18 protein-coding genes are annotated in these 26163 nt (G+C 73.3%); 8 read left to right on the top strand and 10 right to left on the bottom strand.

All coding sequences use genetic code 11. The annotated features are described in order from the left end of the window. Positions 1-19: 19 nt before the first annotated feature. A complete protein-coding gene (locus IPJ59_RS16155) occupies positions 20-1504 on the bottom strand; it encodes an SGNH/GDSL hydrolase family protein (RefSeq protein WP_293272388.1) in 1485 nt (494 codons plus the stop codon). A gap of 155 nt (positions 1505-1659) precedes the next feature. Here IPJ59_RS16155 and IPJ59_RS16150 point away from each other — a divergent pair, with 155 nt between their 5' ends. The 4 genes from IPJ59_RS16150 (at position 1660) to IPJ59_RS16135 (ending at position 6861) form a co-directional block, all read left to right on the top strand. Beyond that, positions 1660-3711, top strand: coding sequence for a hypothetical protein (locus tag IPJ59_RS16150; protein WP_293272387.1), 2052 nt, complete (start codon positions 1660-1662; stop codon positions 3709-3711). A gap of 66 nt (positions 3712-3777) precedes the next feature. Next, positions 3778-5829, top strand: coding sequence for a RecQ family ATP-dependent DNA helicase (locus IPJ59_RS16145; protein ID WP_293272386.1), 2052 nt, complete (start codon positions 3778-3780; stop codon positions 5827-5829). A 58-nt stretch (positions 5830-5887) separates the two neighbouring features. Beyond that, positions 5888-6241, top strand: a complete 354-nt coding sequence (locus IPJ59_RS16140; RefSeq protein ID WP_293272385.1) for a GIY-YIG nuclease family protein — start codon at positions 5888-5890, stop codon at positions 6239-6241. Next, entirely contained in the window at positions 6238-6861 is a 624-nt protein-coding gene (locus IPJ59_RS16135; RefSeq protein ID WP_293252263.1) for a histidine phosphatase family protein, read from the top strand. The genes IPJ59_RS16140 and IPJ59_RS16135 overlap by 4 nt, the downstream gene beginning before the upstream one ends. An 812-nt stretch (positions 6862-7673) precedes the next feature. Here IPJ59_RS16135 and lipA read toward each other — a convergent pair. Then, positions 7674-8630 (bottom strand): lipoyl synthase, encoded by a 957-nt coding sequence (gene lipA / locus IPJ59_RS16130; RefSeq protein ID WP_293252261.1) that lies wholly within the window; start codon positions 8628-8630, stop codon positions 7674-7676. Positions 8631-8693: 63 nt separating this feature from the next. Next, on the bottom strand, positions 8694-9707 hold the full coding sequence (locus tag IPJ59_RS16125) for a DnaJ C-terminal domain-containing protein (protein ID WP_293272384.1): 1014 nt from the start codon (positions 9705-9707) through the stop codon (positions 8694-8696). Positions 9708-9800: 93 nt separating this feature from the next. Between IPJ59_RS16125 and IPJ59_RS16120 the strand changes: the two genes are divergently transcribed. Further along, complete coding sequence (locus IPJ59_RS16120; RefSeq protein ID WP_293272383.1) at positions 9801-12788, top strand: TIGR03960 family B12-binding radical SAM protein; 2988 nt, start codon at positions 9801-9803, stop codon at positions 12786-12788. 127 nt (positions 12789-12915) lie between these two features. Beyond that, positions 12916-13197 carry a hypothetical protein gene (locus IPJ59_RS16115; protein ID WP_293252255.1) on the top strand — a complete coding sequence of 94 codons (282 nt, stop codon included), beginning with the start codon at positions 12916-12918 and terminating at the stop codon, positions 13195-13197. A gap of 57 nt (positions 13198-13254) precedes the next feature. Here the strand turns inward: IPJ59_RS16115 and IPJ59_RS16110 are convergent, their stop codons facing one another. Then, the gene (locus IPJ59_RS16110) at positions 13255-14043 is read right to left on the bottom strand and encodes a DUF4388 domain-containing protein (protein WP_293272382.1); all 789 of its coding nucleotides are present in this window, start codon (positions 14041-14043) and stop codon (positions 13255-13257) included. A 141-nt stretch (positions 14044-14184) separates the two neighbouring features. Here IPJ59_RS16110 and IPJ59_RS16105 point away from each other — a divergent pair, with 141 nt between their 5' ends. Next, positions 14185-15141, top strand: coding sequence for a ferredoxin reductase domain-containing protein (locus tag IPJ59_RS16105; RefSeq protein WP_293252251.1), 957 nt, complete (start codon positions 14185-14187; stop codon positions 15139-15141). 93 nt (positions 15142-15234) lie between these two features. On the opposite strand, the gene IPJ59_RS16100 is transcribed toward IPJ59_RS16105, so the two are convergent. Together IPJ59_RS16100 and IPJ59_RS16095 are read right to left on the bottom strand one after the other, a co-directional pair. Continuing rightward, on the bottom strand, positions 15235-16896 hold the full coding sequence (locus IPJ59_RS16100; RefSeq protein WP_293272381.1) for an OPT/YSL family transporter: 1662 nt from the start codon (positions 16894-16896) through the stop codon (positions 15235-15237). A gap of 216 nt (positions 16897-17112) precedes the next feature. Beyond that, positions 17113-20619 carry an NACHT and WD repeat domain-containing protein gene (locus IPJ59_RS16095; RefSeq protein WP_293272380.1) on the bottom strand — a complete coding sequence of 1169 codons (3507 nt, stop codon included), beginning with the start codon at positions 20617-20619 and terminating at the stop codon, positions 17113-17115. Positions 20620-20728: 109 nt separating this feature from the next. On the opposite strand from IPJ59_RS16095, the gene IPJ59_RS16090 reads away from it, so the two are divergent. Beyond that, entirely contained in the window at positions 20729-21451 is a 723-nt protein-coding gene (locus IPJ59_RS16090) for an aldo/keto reductase (RefSeq protein ID WP_293272379.1), read from the top strand. A 333-nt stretch (positions 21452-21784) separates the two neighbouring features. On the opposite strand, the gene IPJ59_RS16085 is transcribed toward IPJ59_RS16090, so the two are convergent. From IPJ59_RS16085 to IPJ59_RS16070, 4 genes are all read right to left on the bottom strand, one after another. Next, positions 21785-24184 carry an SPFH domain-containing protein gene (locus tag IPJ59_RS16085; RefSeq protein WP_293272378.1) on the bottom strand — a complete coding sequence of 800 codons (2400 nt, stop codon included), beginning with the start codon at positions 24182-24184 and terminating at the stop codon, positions 21785-21787. Positions 24185-24291: 107 nt separating this feature from the next. Beyond that, complete coding sequence (locus tag IPJ59_RS16080) at positions 24292-25191, bottom strand: hypothetical protein (RefSeq protein WP_293272377.1); 900 nt, start codon at positions 25189-25191, stop codon at positions 24292-24294. Then, complete coding sequence (locus tag IPJ59_RS16075) at positions 25188-25499, bottom strand: hypothetical protein (protein ID WP_293272376.1); 312 nt, start codon at positions 25497-25499, stop codon at positions 25188-25190. The genes IPJ59_RS16080 and IPJ59_RS16075 overlap by 4 nt, the downstream gene beginning before the upstream one ends. A gap of 14 nt (positions 25500-25513) precedes the next feature. Then, positions 25514-26095: a hypothetical protein gene (locus IPJ59_RS16070; RefSeq protein ID WP_293272375.1), complete on the bottom strand. Its 582-nt coding sequence runs from the start codon at positions 26093-26095 to the stop codon at positions 25514-25516. Positions 26096-26163: the final 68 nt, after the last annotated feature.

Raw genomic sequence — 26163 nt, 5'->3', positions numbered from 1 at the left:
AGGCCAGCATATCAGCTTGTCACTCTGCCATCACCACCAGCATGTACTCGCCGGACGCGCCCTTCGGCACGTTGCCGGCGTAGCTGTCGACCACCACGTGGTAGGTCCCGGACGGCAGCGGTCCGGCGATCTCCTTGTCGTTGCGCTGCAGGCAGGTCTCCGGCGCGGCGTCCTTGAGCACCTGCACGTCGACGTCGACCATGCCGCGGTCGAAGACCATGACCCGAAGATTGATGTCGTCGGGCGCCTCGAAGCGATACACGCGCTCGGGACCGCTCTCGTCCTTGGCGCCGTCGCACGCGCCCATGTAGCTGTCGAAGCTGTCGCTCGGGCTGTCGGCGGTGCTGCGCAGATCGACGAAGGGCAGCGACGGGATCAGGTACGGCTTCTCCGGCGTGCCCGCGCCCGCGAGCCCCGGGCTGGCAGGGTCGAGCTCGGCGACCGCGTCCACCACCACCTGCTTCACGCGGTCGAGCGCCCGCAGGTCCTCGAGGTTGCGCACGTTGTAGCCGTACATCAGCGCCGACTCCGAGAAGTGGCACGGGCGATCGAGGTTCGCCGACACGAACACGGTCAGGCCGCCGCCGTCGGTCGCGCCGAGGTTCGGCAGCGGCGCCAGCTCGCGGTTCAGGTCGACCAGCGGGATCTGGCGGCCCTGCGCGACCGCGCGGATCACCGCGTTGTAGCGCGGCACATAAGCGTCCTTGAGCCCGAGGTCCTGGCGCTGCGGGATCGTCGACATGATCGGCACGACCCCGTTGATCAGCAGCGCGTCGACGGCCCCGAGCAGGTTATCGGCGAAGGTGTAGAGCTCGGCCGGCTGGTCCTTCTCGAGGTCGTGACTTCCGACCAGCAGGTGAGCGAAGCGCGGCTTGATCGCCTCGACCTCGGCGTTGATCGGCGTCGGCGCGCCCGCCACGAGCCCGGTCGAGGTGACCCCGACGGTCGCCGCCAGGCTCACGCGATCGAAGTCCGTCACGCCCATGCCGAGGTCGACCGAGCGGAAGTGGGTCAGCGCCGGCATCAGCTCGACCGGCAGGTCCTTGATCGCCGCGTCGCTCTGGAAGCACTGCATGTAGTCGGCGTTGGCCGTGCTCGTGCCGCCGATCTTGGCGAACACCGCGGCGTTCTTGTCGACCCCGGCCGGCGCCATCGCTATCTCGCGCAGGTGATCGGCCACGTAGGCGCTGATCGGCGAGTGCGTGCGGTCGGTCGGGTAGAGCTCGGGGTGGGGCTCGTCGGCGCCGGTGGTGGTCGCGTCACCGCTGCTGCCCCCCGTCTCGTCGCCGGTGTCGCCGGTGCCCGTCGACACGTCGCCGGTGCTCGTGCCCGGATCGCCGGTGGTCGTGTCGCCCGGGCCCGTCGGCACATCGCCGCTCGCGCTCGTGCTCGCAGCCTGACCGCCGCTCCCGCTCGTCTGCTCCGCCGCCGTCTCGTCGCCCAGGCCGGCCCCGCCGGCGCAGGCCGGCGCGCAGGCGAGGAGCAGCGCGAGCGAGCGACCCACGCGCCCTGTCGTCCCGCAAACCATGGGCCCACCCTACACGATCACCGGCGCCCTCGCGGGGCCAGGACGGGCGCAGGCCCGCGCGCTCCTGGAACGCCTCGGAGCGCGCCCACGCCACGGCCCGCGGGCGGACGCCGCGTGGCATACTCGCGGCCGTGTCACGCCCATCCGTCTCGTCGTCGCTGTGTGGCCTCGCCGCCCTGACCCTCGCGCTGTCGGCCTGCAAGTCGGGCAGCGGTGTGGGTGGCAGCGACGACCCGGCGCTCGCGGCCATCCAGGCCCGGATCCCGCCGCTGCCCGCCGCCGATCTCGGCGCCGCGCCGGGCTTCCTCGCCGGCGGCCTCGTCTACATCGGCCTGCGCCCGGGCAAGGCGCAGCGGTGGCTGCAGGCGCTCCCGCTCGGCCCCGACGTCGTCCGCGACCTCGCCCGCGCCGGCAACGAACTCGGCTTCGACCCGCGCGTCGACGACGTCGCCGCCCGCCTCGGCCTCGACCCCGACGCCGTGATCACCGCCACCCTGATGCGCCCGCTCGGCGACGCGGCCGGTGTGCGGGCCCTGCTGCAACGCGGCACCAACCTCCCGCCCGACCCCTTCCCCGGCATCACGCCCTCCGACGTCGGCCCCGGCCCCCGCGACTACGATCGCATGCAGCCGCCGCCGATCACCCCGCCGCAGATCGAGCCCCTGCCGAGCCCGATCTTTCAACAACCACCGCCGCCCCCCCCGCCGCTGATCACCAAGCCGACGGCGGATCAGGGCGAGCTGGCCCGCCGCGCCGGCGCTCTCGGCACGCACTCGCGGGTCCACGTGCCCGTGAAGGACCTCGGCCTGATGCTCGCGCCGCTGCGCCGCCTCGCCGGCAAGAACCGCTCCCCCGAGACCGACAGCCTGTGCGGCCAGCTCGGCCCGAGTGAGCTGTGCACCGGCGGAAGCCGCGAGCTCCTGCTCATCCGCGCCGCCGACGGCGCTGTCGCGATCGACTTCTTCACCTTCGAGGCCGGCACCGGCGCCGCCTTCGACCCCGAGCGCCTGGCCGTGGTCCAGCAGGCCCTGTCCGCGCCGATCGCCTCGCTCGCCCCGCTCAGCACCCTGCGCGGCGACTTCGTCGTCTACGCCGACGCCGACGCCTTGCCGCCGGTCCAGGAGGTCATGTCGGTCGCCGAGGCCGTGGGCCGCCAGCGCTGGTACACCGAGGGCGTGCAGTCCTCGCTCGCCGAGGCCGCGGCGCTCAGCAGTCTGCGCGAGACCCGACGCCTGTTCTCCGGCGCCCGCCTCGAGGTCGTCGTCGACGGCGACACCCTGCAGGCCACCTTCCAGTGGGAGCCGCGCGACGACGCGGCCCGCGAGACGCTGACCCGCCTGCTCACGCGCAGCCCCGCCGCCGCCAGCGTGCCGACGATCTCCGGCCTGTGCGACGGCAGCCTCGCCTGCCTGCGCACCGCCGGCTTCCCGGCGCTGTCGGGCTTCGACGAGCTGGCCGCCGGCCTCTACGCCAAGCCCGAGCGCGAGCTCATGGACACGATCAACCGCGCCGACGAGTGGGGCGCGCTGGTCCTCTTCCTCGAGACCTGGCCCAACTTCTTCGGCGCCGCCCAGCGCTGGCCCAAGCAGCAGGGCGGCCGCATGGAGACCGTCATGCTCGGCCAGGCGCTCGAGGCCGTCGGCCGCATCGAGGGCCTCGGCGGCAGCCTGCGCAGCCTCCACATCCAGCGCGGCAACCCGAGCGGCGACTTCATCGGCTACATGCGCCTGCAAGGTCAGGACCTCGCGCTGCTGCGCTCGCTGATGGGCCTCGGCGGGGTCCGCTTCTCGCCGGTCACGCTGCCGCAGATCACCGGCAAGGTCGAACAGGCCCAGATCCCCGACGCCGAGGTCCCCGCCTCGCTCTACCTCATGACCGACCCCGGCACCGTCCGCGCCGGCGATCGCGACATCGAGGCCGGCTGGGCCATGGTCGCCGACAGCAACGACCGCCTATCGTGGATGCTCGGGCTGGAGCGCAGCGCCGCGGTGCTGCCCGCCTTCTACCTCGAGCTCCCCGATCTCTGGCAGCTGTTCGCGACCATCGACGACGCCCAGCGCGAGCTGAACTTCGCCCAGGGCTGGCTCACCGGTCGCTCCGCCCGGCTCGCCGCCGACATCGTCGACGGCCGCCTGCGCCTCGAATTCCAGCTCGCCCGCAGCACCCCGAAGCCCGCGCCCTGATCGCATCGCCGTGATCTGCGATCCGCCACTTGCGCGCGAGCACGCCGCAGATCATCCTCGCCGCCTGTGAGCGCCCCAGCCGACATGGACGTCGACGCGGATGTTCGAGCCCTCGATCACGGCCTCGATCACGGCCTCGATCATGGCCTCGATCATGGCCTCGATCATGATCACGGCTTCGACCTCGAGGCCGCCCTGCGCCAGCTCGGCCTCGAGAGCTTCCGCCCCGGCCAGCGCGAGGCGATCACCACCCTCCTGAACGCCGGCCGCCTGCTGCTGATCGCCCCGACCGGCGGCGGCAAGAGCCTCAGCTTTCAGCTCCCGGCGCTGCTGCTGCCGGGCACCACCGTGGTGCTCTCGCCGCTGATCGCCCTGATGGCCGACCAGGTCCAGGCCCTGCAAGCCCGCGGCGTCGCGGCGACCTTCCTCGCCAGCACCCTGCCCGGCCACGAGATCAGCGCCCGCCTCTCCGGCCTCGCCCGCGGCCAGTACAAGCTGATCTACGCCGCCCCCGAGCGCCTCGGCTCGCCCGCCTTCCGCGAGATCCTGCGCAAGATCCACGTCCCCCTGCTCGCCATCGACGAGGCCCACTGCATCAGCGAGTGGGGCCACGACTTCCGCCCCGAGTACCTGCAGATCGGCGAGCTGGTGCGCGAGCACGCCCACGCCCGCGTGCTCGCCTGCACCGCCACCGCCACGCCGATCGTCCGCGACGAGATCCTCGCCCGCCTCGGCCTCCACAGCGACACCCCGCAGCTGATCCAGGGCTTCGCCCGCCCCAACCTCGCCCTCCAGGTCCGCGAGGACGACGACCGCCGCAGCCGCGACCACGCCGTCGATCAATTGCTCGCGCAAGCACTCGGCCGCGGCCCCAGCAAGACCCTCAGCCGCAGCCTCGTCTCTGGAACGGCGATCGTCTACGCCCCGACCCGCAAGTCCGCCGAGCAGGAGCAGGCCCGCCTGGCCGGCCAGGGCTGGCGCTGCAAGGCCTACCACGCCGGCCTCGAGCCCCAGGTCCGCGAGCGGGCGCAGGAGCAGTTCATGCTCAGCCAGCTCGACGTCGTCGTCGCCACCAACGCCTTCGGCATGGGCATCGATCGCGCCGACGTGCGCGCCGTGATCCACCTGGCCCCGCCGAGCTCGCTCGAGGCCTACTACCAGGAGGTCGGCCGCGCCGGTCGCGACGGCGCCGACGCCCACGCCCTCATGCTCATCGCCCCCGGCGACATGCCGCTGCGCCGGCGCCTCATCGAGCGCGGCAGCGAGGACAGCCCGCCCCAGCCCGCCGTCGTCGAGCACAAGTGGAACCTCTTCCTCGAGCTCATGCGCTGGGCCGAGGGCGGCTCGTGCCGCCACGACGCGATCCTCCGCTACTTCGGCGACGAGGGCGAGGCGCTCGGCGGCTGCGGCCGCTGCGACGTCTGTCTCGACCTGGCCCGCGGGACAGCCGACCCCGCGACCGTCACCCTCATCGTCCGCAAGGCCCTCAGCGCGGTCGCCCGCGTGCACCGCCGCTTCGGCCTCGCCGCGGCCGCCAACCTCCTCGCCGGCCGCGCCGACGACCGCCTCGAGCGCTCCGGCCTGATCCACACCCCCACCTTCGCCAGCCTCAAGGAGTACGACCCCGCCTGGCTCATGCGCCTGCTCCGGCGCTGCATCGTCGCCGGCTGGGTCGAGTTCTCCGGCGACGACAAACCCCTCGCGGTCCTCACCGAGGCCGGCCGCCGCGTGATGAAGGGCGAGGCCCCGGCCCGCCTCCTGCTCCCCGCGCTCAGCGTCACCCGCATGCTGCCCCACACGAGCGGCAAGTCGATGCCCAGGCCCACCCGCGGCCCGGCCGAGACCAGCGATGAGGTGGCCCTCGACGCCGCCGGCCTGGCCCTGTTCCAGCGCCTCCGCGGCCGCCGCATGGAGCTCGCCGGCCGCGACGGCGTGCCGCCCTACGTCGTCGCCAGCGACCGCAGCCTGCGCGACCTCGCGCTGCTGCGCCCGAGCTCGCGTGAACAGCTGCTCCTGGCCCACGGGATCGGCCCGGCCAAGGCCGAGAAGTACGGCGCCGATCTGCTGGCGGTGATCGCCGAACACAGCGGCGCCACCCACGGCGGTGCCGCCCGGTGACCTGCTCGGTCTACCTGCTGCGCTGCGCCGACGGCAGCCGCCACGACAGGCCCGCCCGGTGACTTACTCGGTCTACGTCCTGCGCTGCGCCGACGGCAGCCTCTACACCGGGATCGCCCGCGACCTCGCGGCCCGCATCGCCCTGCACAACCGCGGCGCCGGGGCCAAGTACACCCGCGGCCGCGGCCCGCTCGTGCTCGTCTGGAAGCGCGGCCGCCAGGCGCCACGTGCCGCCCGTCAGCTCGAGCGGGCGATCAAGGCCCTCCCCCGCTGCGACAAGGAGCGCCTGATCGCCGGCGACCTGGCCCTGTGGCGCCGCCTCCGACGCGCCGCGATCACCCCGCCAGCATCGATCGCACAGGCCACCCCAAGCAGGGCCCGTCGTGTTACAAGCAACCCTCCGCGTCCATGAGCCTCGAAGTCGTCTACAGCCGGATCCTGCTCGTCAGACACGGACACTACGAGCGCATCGGCGACCAGGGCGACACCGTGTGGGGCCTGACCGCCCTCGGCCGCCGCCAGGCCGCCCGCACCGGCCGCCGCCTGGTCCAGCTCATCGAGGCCGCGCAGGGCAAGTTCGAGGGCCTGTTCGCCAGCCCCTGGCCGCGCGCCCTGCAGACGGCCGAGATCGCGGCGCACGAGCTGAACATCGACCGCATCAAGGTGAAGCCGTACCTGCACGAGGTCCTGCCCCTCCTCGACGCCGACAAGATCGCCGAGTTCGGCGCCCACCCCGGCCTGCCCTTCACCACCGCGGAGGAGCGCGCCGTCACCGTCCGCCAGATCGAACGCGTCCGCGAGCGCTTCTTTCGCACGCCCAAGCAGACCAGCTTCTGCGTCATCTTCACCCACGGCAACCTGATCCGCTACCTCGTCACGAGCACCCTGCGCCTCCCCTACGAGGCCTGGAGCCGCTTCGACTGCTGCCACTGCGGCATCACCGAGCTGCGCGTCTACCCCGAGGGCTTCGAGGCCCTGATCAGTTACAACGACACCGGCCACCTGCCGGCCGGGCTGATCACGACGGCCTGATCTGCCTCTTCTGGCCTGTTGTCGCACCCGGCCCCCCCCCCCCCGCCCCGCCCCCCCCCGCCCCCCCCCCCCCGGCCCCCGGCCCCGCCCGGGCCCCGCGCCCCCCCCGGCCCCCGCCCCGGGCGCCCCCCGCGCCCCCCCCTCCCCCCCCCGGCCCCCCCCCCGCCCCCCCCCCGCCCCCGCCGCGGGCCGGGCCCCCCCCGGCCCCCCCCCGGGCGGCGCCGGCCCGCGCCGCCCCCCCCCCCGGGGGCCCCCCCCGCCGCCCCCCCGGCCCCCCCCCCGGGGGCCCCCCCGGGGGCCCCCCCCCCCCCCCCCCGGGGCCCCGCCCCCGGGGGGCCCCCGCCCCCGCCCCCCCCCCCCCCGGGGCCCCCGCGCCCCCCCCCCCCCCCCCCCGGGGGGCCCCCCCGGGGCCCCCCCCCCGCCCCCCCGGGGCGCCCCCCCCGGGGCCCCCCCCCGCCCCCCCCGGCGGCCCCCCGCCGGGGCCCCCCCCCCCCCCCCCCCCGCGCCCCCCCCCCCCCCGGCCCGGGCGCCCGGGGCCCCCTCCCCCCCCCCCCCCCCCGCGGCCCCCCCCCCGCGCCGCCCCCCCCCGCCGCGGCCCCCCCCCCCCCCCCCCCCGGGGGCGGCCCCCCCCCCCCCGGGGGGCCGGGGGGGCCCGCCCCGCCCGGCCGGGGCCCCCCCCCCCCCCGGCGCCCCTGCGGCGGCCCCCTGAGGGCGGCAGCTTCCCCCCCCCCCGGACCTCCGGCTTCTCGAGCCTGCCGGGCGCCCCCCAACTCGTATCGGGCCACCTCCAGGCCCGGCCCCGCCGCCCAGGCTCAGCGCCGGCTAGCGAAGCCGATCGCGCCGTGATCCGCCTGCAGCCGGCGGATCAAGTGGGCCTGGCCCTCGGCGTGGTAGCTGCTGCGCACCAGCGGCCCGCTCTCGACGTGGGCGATGCCGCGGCCGAGGGCGTACTGCTTGAGCTCCGCGAACTCGTCCGGGTGGACGTAGCGCGCCACCTCGAGGTGCTTCTTGCTCGGCTGAAGATACTGGCCGAGCGTGAGGATCGTGAGGCCGAGCTCGCCGAGCTGATCGATGACCTCGCCGAGCTCCTCGCGGGTCTCGCCGAGGCCGAGCATGAGCCCGGTCTTGACCAGCGCGCCGCGCTCGCGGGCGTGGCGCAGCACCGCGTAGGACCGGTCGTAGCGGGCCTGGACGCGGACCTCGCGGCTGAGGCGGGGGACCGTCTCGAGGTTGTGGGCGAACACGTCGGGGTTCGCCGCGAGCACGCTGTCGACGTCGGCCAGAGCGCCCTTGAAGTCGGGGACCAGCACCTCGATCGTCATGTTCGGGGCGGCCTCGTGGCAGGCGTGCAGGGTCGCGGCCCAGATGCTGGCGCCGCCGTCGCTGAGGTCGTCGCGGTCGACCGAGGTGATGACGGTGTGGTTGAGCTCGAGCGCGGCGAGCATGGTGGCGACGCGCGCCGGCTCGCCCTCGTCGACCGGCAGCGGGCGCCCGGTGGCCACGTCGCAGAAGCGGCACGATCGGGTGCAGATGTCGCCGAGGATCATGATCGTCAGCGCGCGGTGGTTCCAGCACTCGCCGATGTTGGGGCAGCTCGCGCTCTGACACACGGTGTGCAGGCCGAGCTCCTTGACCATGCGGCGCAGGGCCTGATAGCCGTCGCCGCCGGGCATCGGCACGCGCAGCCACTCGGGGTGGCGCCGCCGCGGGGTCGCGGGCTCGGCGGAGGGAGCAGCGTCGGCGGAGACGACCGGCAGGTGGACAGCCACGGGCAACACATAGCACGGTGTCCCGAGCTGCGGCGACCACGTGACCTGTCCCTCCGGACAGGTCTACAGATCGAGGTCAGCGCGCGGATCCTCGTCGGCCTGGAGCTGCTCCAACGCGGCGAGCAGGGCGGCGTCGCCGGGCGGCGGCAGGCGCAGGTCGAGGGTGACGAGCAGGTCGCCGGGCTCCTGGCCGGCCGGGGCGATGCCCTTGCCCTTGAGGCGCAGGGTCTGGCCGTTCTGGCTGCCGGGCTTGAGCTTCAAGGTGACCGTGCCGCCGGGGGTCGGGACGTCGATGGGGCCGCCGCGGTAGGCCTCGAGGGCGGTGACGGGGAGGCTGAGGAGAAGGTGCTGGCCGTCGCGCTTGAGGCGAGGGTGCGGCGCGACCTTGACGGTGAGGAGGATGTCGCCGTTCGGGTCGCCCTGCCCGCCCTGCCCGCGCATGCGCAGCTTGCCGCCGTCGGCGATGCCGGGCGGGACCTTGACGTCGAGGGTGCGGCCGTTGCCGGACTCGGACTCGATGCGCAGGGGCACGACCTTGCCGCGCAGCATGTCCATGAAGTCGATCGTGATCTCGCCCTCGATGTCGTGGCCGCGGCGGCTCACCGGTCCACGCGCACGCCCGCCGCCAGCGCCAGCGCCAGCGCCGAAGGGATCGACGACGCGACCGCCGCCGAACAGCTGCGAGAGCAGGTCGTCGAAGGAGGTGCCGCGGGCGTCGCCCATGTTGGAGAACATGCTCTCGTCGAAGCCGCCGCCGCCACCACCCGGGAAGCCGCCAGCGCCGCGCGGGCGCCGACCACCGCCGCCGCCGCGGGTCGCGTTCTTGTAGGCGCGGGCGCGCTCGACGTCGAAGCCCTGGGTCAGGCTCATGTCGCCGAACTCGTCATAGTTCTTGCGCTTGTCGGCGTCGCTCAGCACCTCGTAGGCCGACGAGACCTCCTTGAAGCGGTCCTCGGCCTGCTTGTCGCCCGGGTTCTTGTCCGGGTGAAACTGCTGCGTGAGCTTGCGATACGAGCGCTTGATCTCGGAAGCGTCCGCCGTCTTGGCGACGCCGAGGGTGGAGTAGAGGTCCTTCACGGCGGGCCAGTGTTAGCCCGCGGCCGCGTCTCGGCAAGGGGGGTCGTGGTGGTGGCGTCCACCCGAGATCCGTGGGAAAACCCGGCCCCGCCCATGTCCTGCACCGATCCCGCCATCCTCGCCCCGCGACCGCACCCGTACGCGGAATTCCTCGGCAAGGTCGCCAAGCCCGGTCGTTACATCGGCGGCGAGGAGCAGCAGCGGGTCAAGGCCGAGGCGGGGCTGGTGTGCCGCTTCGTGCTGGCCTTCCCCGACCTCTACGAGGTCGGCATGAGCCACCTCGGCACGCGGATCTTGTACAACCTGATCAACAACGCGGACGACCTCGCGTGCGAGCGGGCGTTCAGCCCATGGATCGACCTCGAGGCGGAGCTGCGGACGCGTGGGCTGCCGCTGGTCAGCCTCGAGACCTCGACCCCGCTGCGCGACTTCGACGTGGTCGGCGTGAGCCTGCAGTACGAGCTCTGTTACACCAACGTGCTGCTGAACCTCGACCTCGGCGGCATCCCGCTGCGGGCCGCGGACCGCGGCGAGCGCGACCCAATCGTGATCGCCGGCGGGCCGACGGCGACCCACCCGGAGCCGCTGACGCCCTTCGTCGACCTGTGCTTGGTCGGTGAGGCCGAGGAGGTGCTGCCAGGGCTGCTGCGGACGATCGGGACGATGCGCCGGGCCGGGGCGACGCGCGCGGAGATCCTCGCGGCGACCGCGAAGGTGCCCGGGATCTACGTGCCGAGCTTCTACTTCGTCGAGCGCGACCCCCGGTCGGAGCTGCTGGTGGTCGCCGGCCGCACGCCCGCGGGGATCGCCGCGGGGGCGCCCGAGCGGGTCACGCGGGTGTGGGTCCGCGATCTCGACGAGTACCCGTTCCCGACCGAGTTCCCGGTGCCCTACGCCGAGGCGATCTTCGACCGCGCGGCGGTGGAGATCACCCGCGGCTGCACCGAGGGCTGCCGCTTCTGCCAGGCCGGCATCATCTACCGCCCGGTCCGCGAGCGCGACCCGAAGGCGATCGTCGAGGCGGTGCTCAAGGGGATCGACGCGGCCGGCTTCGGCGAGACCAGCCTGACCGCGCTGAGCACCGCCGACGTGTCGTGCATCGATCCGCTGATCAAGGAGCTGGTGCCCGAGCTCAAGCGCCGCAAGGTCAAGCTCGGGGTCGCCAGCCTGCGCGCGTACGGGCTCAACGACTCGCTGCTCGACGAGATCAAGAGCGTCGGCATCAACGGCCTGACCTTCGCGCCCGAGGCCGGGACCCAGCGCATGCGCGACGTGATCAACAAGAACGTCAGCGACGAGGACATCCTCGACTCGGCGCGGCGGATCTTCGAGCGGGGCTACGACCGCATCAAGATGTACTTCATCATGGGCCTGCCGACCGAGACCGAGGCCGACGTGGTCGGTATCGCCGAGACCGGCCGGCGCGTGCGCGAGGTCGCCAAGCAGCTGGGGCTGCACGCGCGCATGCCGGTGGTGACGGTGTCGGTCTCGCAGCACGTGCCCAAGCCGCACACGCCGTTCCAGTGGGCGGCGATGGAGGGCCTGCAGGACCTCTACGGCAAGGTCAAGCTGCTGCGCGAGCTGGCCAAGCGCTACCGCCTCGAGCTGAAGACGCACAATCAACAGGAGAGCTGGCTCGAGTGTCTGTTCGCCCGCGGCGACCGCGACATGGCCGAGGTGCTCGAGCGGGCCTACAAGGCCGGGGCCCGCTTCGAGGGCTGGCGCGAGTGCTTCTCGTTCGAGCGCTGGCTGCAGGCGCTGGCCGACGCGGGGGTCGACCCGAACCGCTACACACGGACCATCCCGGTCGACGCGCGCCTGCCGTGGGACCACATCGAGATCGGCCTCGAGTCGGGCTTCCTCGCCGAGGAGTACCGCAAGGCGCTCAAGAGCCGGGTGTCGCCGCCGTGCGGCAAGCCGTTCGGGGCCAAGGTGCACGCGACCACCACCGAGGCTGCCGAGGCCGACGCCCGCCGCCTGGTCTGTTATGACTGCGGCATCGCCTGCGACATGTCCGAGATGCGCCAGGAGCGGCTGGTCGCGCTGCGCGGGCTCGGCGAGCTCAAGGACCAGCGTCACGGGCGTGAGCGGCTCGAGGCCGAGGACGCCGCCACGCGGGCGAGCCCGGCGGATCTGGTGCCGGTGGAGCGCCTGCGCGGGCGCCTGAACCCGAGCCAGCACGCCGACGACAGCGCGTTCAAGGCGGCCGCCGAGTCGCCGTTTTGCCGGGTCCGCCTGTTCTTCAGCAAGTCGGGGCCGATGTGCTTCATGGGCCACCTCGACCTCCTGCGGGTGATCCCGCGGATGCTGCGGCGGGCCGGGATCGAGGTCGCGTTCTCCCGCGGCTTCACGCCGATGCCACGCATGTCCTTCGGGCCAGCTCTGGCGCTGGGCGTGGCGGCGCGCGAGGAGGTGGTCGAGCTCGACCTGCTGCTGCCGGGCGCGCGCGAGGACATGGCCGGGCTGTGGAGCGACGCGCAGCGGGCCGACGAGGCCGCCGCGCTGCAGGAGCGGCTGGCGGCCGTGGCTCCGCCGGGCCTGGCGATCGTCGGCCTGCGGATCGTCGCGCCGGGCGAGCGGCGGATCGGCGAGCTGATCGCGGGCGCCGACTACTCGGTCACGCTCGCCGCGGACGAGGCGGCCACCGTCGCCGCGGCGCTGCCGGGTCGCATGGCGGGGCCGCTGTGGATCGAGCGCGCGCCCAAGCAGAGCCGCAAGCGCCTGCCCGCGGGCCAGGTCGCGGCCGGCGAGGCGATCGACGTGCGCCCGCGGATCGTCGCCGCCGAGGTCGACCTCGCGGCCGGCCTGCTGCGCTTCCGTCTCGACCTGTCCCAGGAGCCAGGTGAGGAGGGTCAGGGCAAGGGCGTTCGCCCGCGCGAGGTGGTGTTGGCGCTGTGCGGGGCGCCGGTCGCGGACCATCGCGTCTGCCGCGATCGCCTGCTCGCCCGCAGCGAGGGCGCGTACGTCGGCCTGCGCGAGCTGGCGCCGGTGTTCAACGCGATGGGCGAACGCTGGCGCCGCGAGGCGCTGGGCCCGGACGCGGTCGACGCGGCCGCGACCGCGGCCAGCAGCGAGGCCTGAGCGGCCTCGTCGCGCAGTCCTTCGCCAGGCACTCCTCAGGTCACCCGTGGCACATCCACGCGGGCCGGGTGGGCACTCGCCGCCGCCACAAATTCGACAGCGCGACTGGCTTTGCTAGGGATGCGGCGTGAGGCTGCACCGCGCGCTGTTGCTGCTGACCGTCGCGCTCGCCGACGGCGCCTGCGAGGCGTCGCCGCCGGCGACGGAGGCGTGCGAGGAGTTGCCCGAGGAGGGCAGCCTGTGCCCGCAGGACGGCGAGGTCTGTGCGCCCGAGCGCGACAGCTGCGGGCTGTACCACGGGCTGCGCTGCGAGGCCGGCGTGTGGGCCAGCTTCGAGGTCGGGACCGGACGATGCAGCGTCGACACCGACGCCCGGACGACCGACGGCGAGACGACCGGCGGGCCGTGAGGCGGCACATGCGGCCCGCGTCCGGCAGGCGTCCGCGACAGCTGTCCCCGCGGACAGCTAACAGCGCACGTCGGCGTCGATGCGGCGCGCCCCCTCGAGCAGGAGCTCGCCAGTGCTGAGCCCGATCTCGTCGACTTGCGCGACCGGCCGGGCGACGAACTCGAAGCGGCCGCTGTCCCAGCGCAGCAGCTCGTAGACGGCGGCCGCGCGGTGCAGCGGCTGACGTCCGGCGAGGTGGGCGCCGTGGACCCGACCCGCGACGATGTACAGGCAAGCCTCGCGCGGCGGATCGCGGCGCAGCAGGGTCAGGACACCGGTCTTGTGCTCGAGCTCCAGCATCGTCAGCAGCGCCGGGAGGCCGACCTGCTCGAGGGTCCCGGCGATGCCGAGGCGACCAGGCTCCGGGGCGGGCCGGGCCGAGACCTCGCGCAGATGTTGCTGGACGGCGCCGACGATGCGCGCCTGCCGACGCAGCGAGCCCTGCACGCGCGCGCCGAGCTCCGCGGCCCGCAGCGGCTTGCGCACGAAGTCGTCGCCGCCGAGCTGGAAGCCGCGCAGGCGATCCTCGTGGGTGTCGCCGCGGGTGAGGAAGATGAACGGGATCAGGGCCAGACGCGGCCGGCTGCGCACGTGCTTGGCGAGGGCCCAGCCGTCGACGCCGGGCAGATCGACGCTGGCGACGATGAGGTCGGGCACCTGCTCGATCGCCAGCCGCAGCCCGGCGTCGGCGTCGCGGGCGATGAGCACGACGCAGCCGCTGCCCTCGAGCGCCCGCACGAGCTCGCAGAGGGCGTCGGCGTCGTCATCGACCGCGAGGATCCGCGGGGCTTCAAGGGCGGCAGACATGGTGTGGGCCGCCCCCACAGCAAGCGCCGCGCCAACCCGATCCTGGGCCAGATGCCACCATTAGTAACTTCGTTTCGTGGCTCTCTGGGCCGCCTCACGGGCCTGGCGACGAGCGCGCCCCTGGTGCATGATGCGGCGCCTATGGCCAAGCCGCTCGAATACAACGCGACGCTGGTGGAGCGTGAGGACCTCACATCCGCGCTGGGTGTGTTTCGCATCCGTCCCGACGAGGCCCTGCCGGGCACCGGCTCGTGGTTCGTGCCCGGACAGTACATGGTCCTCGGGCTCAACAACGAGGTGAAGGTCGAGCTCGGCGGGGTGCGCCGCCCGATGTCGATCGCGTCGGCGCCGGAGCGCCGCGACCTGGTCGAGTTCTACATCCGCTACGTCGAGCGGCCCGAGTCGGACAACCCCTTCACGCACCTGCTGTGGACCCGCAAGGCCGGCGACCGCATGTACGTGCGCGTGCACCCGACCGGCAAGTTCACGGTGCCCGACACCGTCGGCATCGACGACCGCAGGATCAAGGTGTGCGTGGCCGCGGGCACCGGACTTGCGCCGTTCCTGTCGATGGTGCGCAGCGAGGTCAACCAGGACCCGCGGCGCTCGCTGGCCGACTACGTGATCATCCACGGCGCCAGCTACAGCGCCGACCTCGGCTACCGCGACGAGCTCGAGGCGCTGGTCCGCAACCACGGCCTGCACTACCTGCCGACCGTCAGCCGACCCCAGCAGGACCCGAACTGGCGCGGCCACAGCGGCCGCGCCGAGAGCTTCTTCGGGCCCGGGCGCATCGACGGCCTCGAGGACCTGCTCGGGCTGCCGCGCGGGGGCTTCCTGCCGAGCGCGGTGCAGATCCTGATCTGCGGCTTGCAGGGGACGATCGGCCAGTGCATCGAGTCGCTGGTGCCCCGCGGCTTCGTGCCCGACAACCGCAAGATCCGCCGCGCCCTCGAGATCGCCGATGACCTGAAGCCGACGATCTTCTACGAGGCCTACGACACCATCCCGCCGATCGACCTCGAGGACGCGCCGCGCGTGGCCGGGCTCAAGGCGGCGTTCCACGCGGCCCACTCGGCGACTCGTAGCGCGCTGTGAGGCGCGGGGACTCGTGCCTGTCCTTTCGGACAGGCCCAGGGCGTGCCCGCCCTGCGAGCGCCTGCACCTGTCCGAAGGGACAGGCCGACCGCCTCACTGCGGGTTCACGCCCATCAGCGTGAGCAGCGGCTTGAGCACGCCGCCGATGCCCTCGGCGACGATCGAGGCGACGGCGATGGTGGTGAGGGTGACGTCCTTCCACTTGAGCCAGCCGCCGAGGACGACCCACATCACGAAGCCGCCGAGGAAGAAGGAGATGCCGAGCGAGGGCGCGAGCACCAGGCCGAGGCCGATGCCGATCGAGTGCGGCAGCCAGCGCTCGATCGGCTTGATGCACTCGATCAGGGTGTAGGCGACACCGACCGCGCCGCCGATGAGCAGGGCGTCCCACACGCCGTCGGGCAGCGGGCGCGAGCCGTCGAAGATCTGGGCGCTGGCGGCCCACATCTTGGCGACCGGCGCGGGGTGGCCCTCGCCCTGGAGGACCAGCGGCTTGGCGGCGTGGATCTGCTGGAACACGAAGGCGGCGACGATCGAGCAGGGCAGCACGGTGAGGCACTGGGCCCAGAACTGGTAGCGCGAGGGCACCTTGAACCAGCGGCCGTAGGCCATGTCGCCGGTGAGCAGGCCAGCCTGGGCGCCCGAGCCGGCGACGAAGCCGGCGCCGGTGAGGTTCATGGCGATGCTCTTGCCGCCGAAGGCCGAGGTGACGCCCTGCAGCAGGATGCCCATCACGCGCGCGGGGTTGAAGGCGGTCTGGGCGGCGGCGCGCGTGGCGATGATGTTCTGGATCAGGCCGCCGATCGCGATGAGCACGAACACGAGGATGATCGAGAGGTCGAACAGCTGGTTGAGGACGACCGTGGCGGTGGCGAAGGCGAGGACGGCGAGGACGCCGAGGGTGCGGCCGGACATCACGGGGTCGTCGTCGTCGGTCTTCTCGCCGAGCGCGAGCATCGACTGGAACGCGCCGACAAAGCTGCGCCAGTTGAGGCCGATGCTGACCAGGCCCGAGGCGACGAGGAAGCCGAGGCCGGGCCAGAAGTAGCGGTGCGGGGCCTCGGGCTCGGGCAGGTGCGGGGCCATGACCATGAGGGCGATCGCGCCGACCAGGAAGCCGACGCAGGTGCGCAGGCCCATGAGGTAGGAGCCGCCGATCGCGAAGGGCGACCAGGCGATCGCGCCGCCGTAGGCCGCGAGCCCGCCGAGCGCCGTCTCGACCGGGAAGAAGCCGTACCCGCCGTCCTTGTTGCCGATGACCCAGACGATGAGCGCGAGGCCGGCGGCCAGCAGGATCTTCGGCTGGCGCGGGTCGCCCTCCTCGACGAGGGCGCGGATGACGCCGGCGACCGCCTTCGATCCGGGCCACGGCAGGTTCTCGCGGAGGATCAGGAGCTGGCGCAGCGGGATCACCATGATCAGGCCCACCAGGCTCGAGACGATCGAGAAGGCGGCCATCTCGAACAGGCTGTAGGGCTCGCCGGTCATGGCCTTGGCGGCGAAGAAGTTGGAGATGAAGCCGAGGCTTCCGCCGGCCGAGCCCATCGTCGAGACGATGACCATCTCGGTGACGGTGATCGGGAGCTTCGAGACGAAGAAGATCGCGAAGAAGAACAGCGCGGCGATCGTCGGGCCCTCCTCGATGACGCCGAAGGAGAGCGTGAGGTACGAGTTCATGCCGCACAGCAGCATCGCCAGGATGAAGCCGGCGATCAGGGCGCGCGGCGTGATGGTCTGCGGGGCGCTCTCGGTCACGCGGGCACGGTAGCAGGGGCGGACCCGGGGCGGTCAACCGCGGAGCACGATCACGGGCCCGACGCGGGGCGGTCCGGACACGATCCGGGCCGGGCGGTCCCGATCCCCCCCCCCCCCCCCCCCCGGGCCGCGGCCAGCTCGCTGCAGATCGGCCGGTACGGCAGGTCGCCGAGGTGGCGCTGCCACTCGTCCGGCGCGAGCTCGCGGGCGGCGAGCTCACAGGCGCTGCGCTGCAGCTGCGCGAGGCGGAGGTCCCACAGCTCGACGCTGAGGTCCGAGCGGGTGAGCACGTGATCGCGGCCGGCCGCGAGGACGCGGAAGAAGGGGCCGTCGCGGATCACCTGCGGGGCGCCGATCGGCTGCAGGGTCACGGCGTCGAGCAGCTGCAGGCCGGAACCGGGGCAGTCGGGGCGGTCGCCGCACTGGCCCGCGGCGGCGATGAAGCTGCCGTCCTTGCCGTGGGCCAGGCTGCCGCCCCAGGCGGCGTCGCTGCGCTGGACGGCGAGCGGACGGAGCTCCGGGAGGCTCCAGCGGACCAGAGTCCCGCCGGCGCTGACGACGAGGGCGCGGCCGTCGGGGCTGGTGTCGAAGTCGTCGATCTGGCCCGCGAGGGCCGGGAGGGGGCTGCTCGGGCGGCCGATCGGGATGGGTCGGGTCCCATCGCCACAGCCGCCACTCGACGCAGGTAAAGGTGCTGCGCAGGCAGGTGCTGGTGAGGATGTGGCCGTCGCTGCTCCACTCGGGCCACGAGATGCCGGCGTCGGAGAAGGGGCCGTCCGGGAGCCGCTGGCGGCCGAGGACGGCGCCGCTGCTGGCGTCCCACGCGACGATCTGGTTGCTGCTATCGTCCTGACCGGCGACGGCGAGGCGACCGTCGGCGAGCTCCCCGATCGCGGCGCGCGTGACAGCGATCGGCGCGGGCGTGTCGAACTGGCGGGCGCGGGTCTCGAGGTCGTACGCGACGGCCCGGCCCTCGCCCGTGACGATCACGGCGCGCCGCCCATCGCGGGTGACGCGGAGGTCGGCGGCGTTGAGCTCCCACGGGATGGTGTCGACGCGACGCAGGGGATCGAGGGTCCAGCGCGAGAGGCCCGTGGCGTGCGCCGTGATCAGGCGATCGTCGGCGAGGAAGACGGCCGCGGCGGTGTCCGGGTCGACGGTCGCGGGCGGGCGGACGTCGTGGCGGAGCAGGCGGTCGAAGGCGGCGACGATGACGGTCTCGCCGCTGGCCTCGTAGACGATCGCCTCGGGGCGCACGGCGCCGAGCGAGCTGCGCAGCCGCAGCTCGGCGCTGCGGCCGTCCCAGACCAGCAGCTCGATGCTGCGACACTCACCCTCACAGACGCTGGCGGCGATGTCGAAGCCAGTGGGATGGAGGGCGATCGCGGTGTAGTTGGCCGGCGTGCGATCGACGGGCCGGTGGATGCTGGCGGTGTCCATGTCGACCAGCTGCGGCGGGCCGAGGAGGCCGTCCGCGGGGTCGCTGGACGGCGGGAGGACGGCGAACACGGCCCGCCCCGGCCAGCTCGCAACTCTCGCGATCGGGAGCTCGAGGGCGGCGATCTCGTGGCCGTCGGCGAGGTCGTGGCGGACGATGCCCGTACGGGCGACGGCGAAGGCGGCGTCGGCGGTGACGACCAGGCCGCCCAGATCGGGGCGACCGGCGACCCGCCACAGCTCGCGCCCGTCGGCGACCTTGAAGGCGATGAGCTCACCGCGATCGCTGCCGACGACGAGGGTGGCGCCGTCGGGCGAGAGGGCCGCGGCGACGCCGGTGTCGGCGGGCGCGAAGGGTCGCCCGATCTCGCGGACAACAGCGCCGTCCTTGCGAGCGCGGAGGGCCACGTTGGACTCGCTGCCGAGCGCGGCGAACAGCGGCCCGGCAGCGGCGAATGCGAGGACCGAGACCGGGTCGCGCTGCAGCGCCGTGGCGACGCGGCCACGGCCGTACTTGCGCAGACCGAGCGCGCCGAAGTGGACGTACGCGGCGCCGTCCTGCGGGTCGACGGCGAGGCCGTAGGCGCCCTCGTTGTCGCTGTCGAGCAGACCGCGAAAGCGCGGCCAGCGGGCGGCGAGGCCGAGCAGAGGGCCGCGCGCCTCGACCGCCGGGGCGCGCGCGCTGGCCTCGACCGCGAGCAGGGCCGCGAGCTCGTAGTCGACGAGCGGGAGGGTCTGGGCCTGGGCCGCGAGCTGGCGCGAGAGGGCGAGCTGGCGCGCGGCCTCGGCCTGGGCCCGGGCGCTGTCCGCCTCGCTGCGCTCGCGCTCGGCCTTGCCGCGCATGTCCTCGGCCCGGGCGGCGCTGTGGCGGGCCCGGACCGCGGCGACGCTGGCTGCCACCAGGCCAGCGCAGGCGAGCACGGCGAGCCCGGCGATGAAGCGGACGCTGCGGCGCTCGCGTTGACGACGACGGCGCAGCTGCTGGCAGGCGGCGAGGAAGGCCAGCTCGGCGGGCGTACGCGGGCCTGGCTCGGCGGCGGCGCGGTCGAGCAGCGCGGGCTCGGCGAGCAGCAGCGACTCGGGTCGGGCCTGCCTGTCCCAAAGTTCAGCCTGGCGCTCGAGCGGCCCGAGGTGGGCCTCGGCGTGGCGAGCGTTGCTGGCGAGCAGCGGCGCGACCAGGCGGTCGTGGGCCAGCTCGTACCAGGTCATGCCGCGGCGCTCGTCGGCGCGGACCAGGTGGGCGTCGACCAGCGCCGCGAGGGCCCGGTTGTCGAGGCCCTCGCTGGTCCCGGCGCCGCGCAGCACCTGGGTCCGCAGGCCGCGATCGGTGACGAGGTGGCGGGCGAGCCAGGCCCGCAGCAGGCGCTCGGGGGTGGCGCAGGCGCGGGCGACGGCGGCGAGCACGTCGTCGCAGAAGCCGGAGAGCGCGTGGTCGACGTCGCCGATCGCGGCGAGGTCGGCGGGCAGGATCTCGGCTGTCCCTGGGGACAGCCGCGACCACAGCGTGCGGCAGGTGACCTGCAGCTGCACCGGCTCGACGCTCGGGCCCGGCTCGACGCGCACGCCGCCGTCGGGGGTCTCGACCCGGATCTGGCGCAGGTCGTCGATCAGCTTGCTGGCGGCCGACTCGGCGAAGCGCACCCCGCGGGCCGCGGCCGGGCCCTGGATCGCGGCGAGGGCGGCGGCCGGGCCGAGCAGATCGAGGCGGTAGCTGGTGCGCAGGCGGGTCGGGATGGCGCCGCGGTAGGGGTCGAGCGCGGCGAGCCAGTCCTCGCGCAGCGCCAGCACGGCGTAGCGATCGGCGCGGCGCAGGGCGACCCCGAGCTCGCGCATGAAGGCCAGCTTGGCCGCGCGCCCGCCGGGGTCGATCGTCAGCAGCTCCTCGAATTGATCGAGGATCAGGACCTCGGGCTCGTCGCCCTCGCGTCGACGATCGAGGTAGTCGACCAGGCGCAGCTGGGCCAGCGTGGCGAGCGGGGTCTGCCTGTCCTTTGGGACATCCTCCTCGAGGCCGAGCAGCACGCTGAGGGTGAAGCGGTCGGCGCAGGTCAGCGGCGGCGGCAGCCCGACCCGCGCGACCGGCCGCGGCACCAGGCCCTCGGCGCGCAGGCGCGGGATCAGGCCGGCGTGCAGCAGGGAGCTCTTGCCCGCGCCCGAGGGGGCGTAGAGCAGGACGATGCGCTCGGCGATCACGAGGTCGACGAGGTCGGCGAGCTCGCGGTCGCGTCCGAACAGCCGCTCCCCGGCCGCGAAGGCGCGCGGGCCGACGTAGGGGTTCTCGTGCATGCCCAGCCCGGCATTGTATCCGCGGGGCCGCGGCTTGTGGACACAGCGAAGCTGCGCGCGGACGCGAGGGCTGGCGCGCCGGGGCGCGCCGGGTGCATAACCACCGACCATGACCGAGCCGACGTCAAGGATCGCCAGCCTCGCCGACTACAGCCTCCTCGGACGCACCGGACTGCGGGTCAGCCCGCTGTGCCTGGGGACCATGACCTTCGGGACAGAGTGGGGCTGGGGCGCGCCCGAGGCGACCTCGCGGGCGATCCTCGCGGCCTATCTCGAGGCGGGCGGCAACTTCGTCGACACCGCCGACGGCTACACCAACGGCAGCAGCGAGACGATCATCGGCACCCATTTGAAGGAGACCGGGACCCGCGATCGCGTGGTGCTGGCGACCAAGTTCGCGTTCAGTCCGGGCCCCGGCGATCCGAACGCCGGCGGCAACGCGCGCAAGAACATCTACCGCGCGCTCGAGGGCTCGCTGCGCCGGCTGCAGACCGACTACATCGACCTGTACTGGCTGCACGCATGGGACGGGCTGACGCCGGTCGAGGAGGTGATCGGCACGCTGACCGACCTCGTGCGTGCGGGCAAGGTCCGCTACATCGGCCTGTCCGATGCCCGTGCGTCCCCCCCACCTGGCCGAGTGCCAACCTCAGCGGATCCTCCGTCCGCTGGAACGCACTCAACGCAGCCATCCCGGCGGCGATCGAGCTGGCGGGCGTGTGCCCTGGCCCTGCGCGCTGCTGTCGGCAGTACAGCCGCCCGGGCCGGGCCCCGAGGGCAGGCTCGGGGCCCTGCAGACCTCGGAGAACCCGGCCTTCCTCAAGCTGTTTAGCAGGCCTGGGAGATCCAGGTGCTGACGCGTCCGGGCTCGACCTCGCAGGTCGCCTCCTGGGTCCCGCGCCCGGTGACCTCACGATCGGCGCACCCCGAGCAGCTCGCGGCAACCGGGCGCCAGCCCGCCCTGGCGGCGGCTCGACGGCGGGGCCGCTGTGCACCCCTCTTAGCCCGGGATGAGCATGCAGACCGGCGGCACCGCGGTGCACGCCGAGCCGCGCTGGTATCGCAAGCGACGCTGAAGCAACGGCGCGGACGAGGTCGTTCGCGCCGTTTCTTCACCACCGCGGTGTCGGAGTACGCGGACCGCTTCCGGTCCGCGCCGTCGCGCTCAGGTCTTGCTCGCCTCGACGGCCTTCGCCTCGAGCAGGCGGGCCAGCGGCGTCCCGCGCAGCAGCCGGCTGAGCACCTCCGACACGCTCTCGCCGCCGAGGATCGCCAGCGGGGCCATGCTCTCGGCCATCTTGCCGGCCAGGGCCTTGTCGCCGAAGGCCTGCAGCGCCGCGATGAGGTCCGGCGAGACCGCGTGGGCCTTCTCGGCCACCGCGCTCACCTCGGCCGCCAGCTCGCGCAGCTTCTGCTCGAGCTTCTGCTGCGCCAGGGACAGCTCGAGCTCCTGCGCCGCCTTGCGGCGGGCCAGCTCGGCCTGGTGGATCGTCCCCACCCGCTCCTGCTCGGTCAGCAGCGCCGTCTGCTGGCGCTCGTGCAGCTCGATCTTCGCCGCCTGCTCGGCCAGCTGGTGGCGCAGCAGCTGCTCGACCTCGAGGGTCTTGAGCCCGCTCTGCTTCTGCCGCGTCTGCGACTGCAGCTCCGCGATCTGCTGCCCGATCGACTCGCTCTGCCGGGTCGCCTCGAGGCGGCGCTGCTCGGCGGCCAGCTGCAGCGTCTGCTGCACCGCCGCGTGCTGGGCCTGGACCAGCAGCTCGGCGATCGTCTCGTCGCCGATCGCCACCTCGAGCACCTCGACGTCGTAGATGCGCATCCCGTTCTCGTCGAAGCGGCGACCCGGGCGCTTGCTGTCCTCGCCGACGGTGCCGAGCACGATGTCCCGCAGCACGCTCACCGCGTTGGCGTAGAAGTGCTCGATCCCGTGGCGCTTCACCGCGTGGCGGATCAGCGAGCGCAGGTGGTCGGTCAGGAACTTCACGTAGTTCTCCACCTCGAACCAGCGCGCCGGGTCGCCCTCGAAGTTCACCCGGTACGACAGCTGCAGGTGCACGCGCACGAGATCGAGGGTCTCGGCCTCGACGACGTCGGTCACCTTGTTGTTGAGCGTGCGCAGGTACACCGTCTTGTAGAGGTTGGCGTCCGACTTCGGCGTGCCGGTCGACAGCTCGAGCACCTGCAGGTTCTCGTCGTACTCGAGCAGGCGGGTGTGCGGCCCGCTGACGACCTGGCGCTCGCCGGTCTTGCTGACCACCAGCACCGCGTAGCCGGTCCACACGTCGATCGCCACGGCCCCCTCGAAGCGGGTGTCGAGCACGATCGTCCGCGGCCCGGTGAAGTTCTGGTTGCGGTTGAAGTCGTCGCCCGCGAACTCGTTGGGCGGCGGCGGCGGGGCCTGGGTCTCGCGGGTGGCGATCGCCCCGGACGCGGCCTTGGCCGCCGCCGGCGCGCCCGCGGGGGCCTTGGCCTGGGCCGGCGCCGGCGCGCTCAAGGCCCCGGCGTCGGCCGTCAACGGCGGCGCGCTCTGGGCCGCCAGGCGGCGGTTGTGCTCGTAGGCCTCGCGGTTGCCGGGGAACCACAGCGCGACCGTCTTCGGGTCGAGCACGCGGCGCACGATCACCTCGCGCCGCGGGTCGGGCAGGAACATCGCCGGGCCGCGCACCAGGCTGATCTTGCCGTTCATGCGGTCGAGCACGTAGCGCGCCTCGCCGGCCGGGATCGCGACCGCGTGGTGCTTCTCCTGATCGCCGTACTTGACGATCGCGTGCTCCGTGCGCGGGAAGTAGATCATCGTGTCGCGGCCGGTCAGGAAGATCTCGTCGCCGACCTTGTAGGCGACGCCGTTCTCCTCGTAGGGCGCGATGACCTTGAGGTACAGGCCCGAGTTCTCGTTCAGCTCGATCGCCCGGAACTTCCGCGAGCCCCGCATCCGCACGATCACCTCGGTCGGCTTGGGGAACACCACGTCGGGCCCGACGATGAAGCGCTTGGAGCCGTTCTCGTCGAGCAGGATGCAGTACTCGAGGCGCTCGAGCGTGACCGCCTCGCGCACGTAGTTGCCGTCGACGTCGGGCACCACCTCGACGCCGGTCGGCGGGATGTAGAACGACACCTCGGTGCCGCGGATGACCAGCAGGTTGCCCATGGTCAGGTCCGGCAGCGCCTCGAGGTGCTTGATCCCCTCCCCCTCCGGCTCGCCCTCGCCGGTCTTCTGCGGCTTGATCACCGCGTTCTTCCAGTTGGTCTTGGCCGCCTCCTCGTCGTACACGCGGACCAGCAGGTACTGGTTCGAGCGCAGGTGGTGGCCCTGCAGCACGCGCACCATCTGGCCCGGCCACAGCGCGAAGGACACCGGCCCCGGGATGTTCACCTTGCGGCCGGTGTCGAGGTTCGGCAGGTTGTTGAGCGCCCCGGTCCGCGGGTGGCTCTTGTCCGACGCCGGGTTCTTGACGACCAGGTACCAGCCCTCCGGCGCGATCGAGATCATCTGGATCGCCTGATCCAGCGTCTTGCGATCGAAGCGCTTGGTCCCCGAGTCGAAGACCACCGGCACATCGAACCGCACGCGAGCGGGCACTCGCGCGCGCGTCCTGGATGCACGACTGCATCGTTTCGATGCAGCCCGGCGCGCTGCACCGAAACGATACAGCGGCGCGTGCCTGCAGGACGAGCTCAGCGCGAGCGCAGCGCTTCGCGGATCTTCGCCAGCGCAAGGTCGAGGCGGGCCAGCGGCACCGACACCCGCGTCGGCATCCCGCCGCCAAGCTCGAGCAGCGTCACGAAGTTCAGCCCGCTGTCGAAGCCCGCCGCGATGTTGACGGTCGTCCCGTCGACCACGATCGCCACGCTCGCCCGCCGCTGTCCGAGCAGCAGCAGCTCCGTCTTGTCGAAGGGCCGCGGGTGGCTCGGCAGGTGCAGCAGGGCGATGTCATCCTCGACCGTGTAGCGCGACGCCAGCGCGACCGCCTCGCTCGCGCGCTGATCGAAGTCCGCCGCCGCCGCGACGATCGTGTCGTGCTCGACCCCGGGTCGCAGGCCGCGGCACAGCCAGTGGACGATGCGCTGCTTGAGCACCGCGTCGTCGAAGTGCACCCGCAGCGCCTTGTCGATCAGCTGGGCCCGCGGGCTCACCTCGCCGACGCGGGTGTCGACCGCGCGGGCGTCGGCGTCGGCCCCCGGGTAGGGCTCGCGTCCGCCGAGGATCCACTTCGCCGCCGCGTACAGCCCGTCGAGGTCGAAGTGGGCGACGATCGTGTCGATCGGGCCGGTCCGCGCGACCAGCTCGGGGGTGATGATCTCCGGGCACGCGCCGTGCTCGGCCTTGGTGTGCAGCACGAAGCGATCGTCGCCGCGGTACTGCGCGTGCAGGTCGTGGTCGTGGTGGTCGACCCAGCGAGCCAGGCGCGGCCCGAGCTCCTTGAGGAAGCGGCCGGTGATCTTGGCGAAGCCCGGCCCGCCCATGCCGTCGGCCGCGAAGGCCAGGTCGAGCACCACCACCCGCCCCCGCAGGTCCGCCGCGCGCGGCAGCTTGCGCGGGCTGGCGAACACCAGGTCGGGCGGGAGCTCGCTCAATCCAGGGCCGCCCTCGCGGCCTGCAGCTCACCGAGCGCGTGGCTGTCCCCGGCCGCAGTGGCCGCGGCGACGCCCCGCGTGAACACCTCGCGCGCGCCATCGCGGTCGCCCCGCGCGAGGCGAGCGTTGCCCGCCATCAGGTAGGCCGGCACGTAGCTCGGGTGGCGCGTCATCAGCTCCACGAACGCCGCGTCGGCCTCGGCCGCCAGACCCCGCTTGCTGAGCTCCATCGCCAGCCCGTAGCGGGCGAAGGGGTCGTCTGGCTTGTCGGCCACGAACTTCTGCAGCAGCGCCAGGCGATCCATCACGCGTGCTCCTCGGCTCAGGCCGCCGGCTGCGTGGTGATCATCGGCGTCGGCGAGCGCTGGGCCTTGGGCTTGTACGAGAGCTTGTGCGCCTCGACGTACTTCGCCGCCGCGTCGGCCGACATCCCGAGCGAGGTGAGCACCTCGGGCGTCTGGTCGTAGACCGGCGTCTCCTGCAGGTGACCGACCAGCAGCAGGTAGGTGGCCACATGCGCCGCCGGGTACTTCTTGAGCAGCTCCGCCACGCCCTCGCGCAGCTGGGCCTCGTCGCGCGTGGCGCAGAAGTCCTCGTCGGTCTCACCCTGGCGGTGCTTCACGCCGAGGAAGTCGAGGTAGTCGACCAGCATGCTCCGGTGGTGGCGCATCAACCACTCGAGCAGCAGCGCCAGCGCCAGCTGATCGTTGCCCCCGCCGAACTCGGCGTCGAAGCGCTTGCGCCACGCGCGACGACGGGCGGACTGGGTGTACGCGGTCTCCGGGACGTTGACGCTGCAACCACCCGCCTTGAGGACGGCGCGGACTTCCTTGCCGGACAGCTCGTCGTAGTACGCGTCGATGTGTCCCTGGCCAAGGTGCTGACAGATCTGGATCGGCTTCACGAGTATTTCCTGGGGCGAACGGGCGCACACCCTACTCCGCGGCCCCGCGCGAACGCAAGCCGCGGGCA

Source organism: Nannocystis sp. (assembly GCF_016714285.1).
In the GTDB taxonomy this organism is placed as follows: Bacteria; Myxococcota_A; Polyangia; order Nannocystales; family Nannocystaceae; genus Nannocystis.
This window is presented reverse-complemented; position numbering and strand designations above follow the sequence as displayed.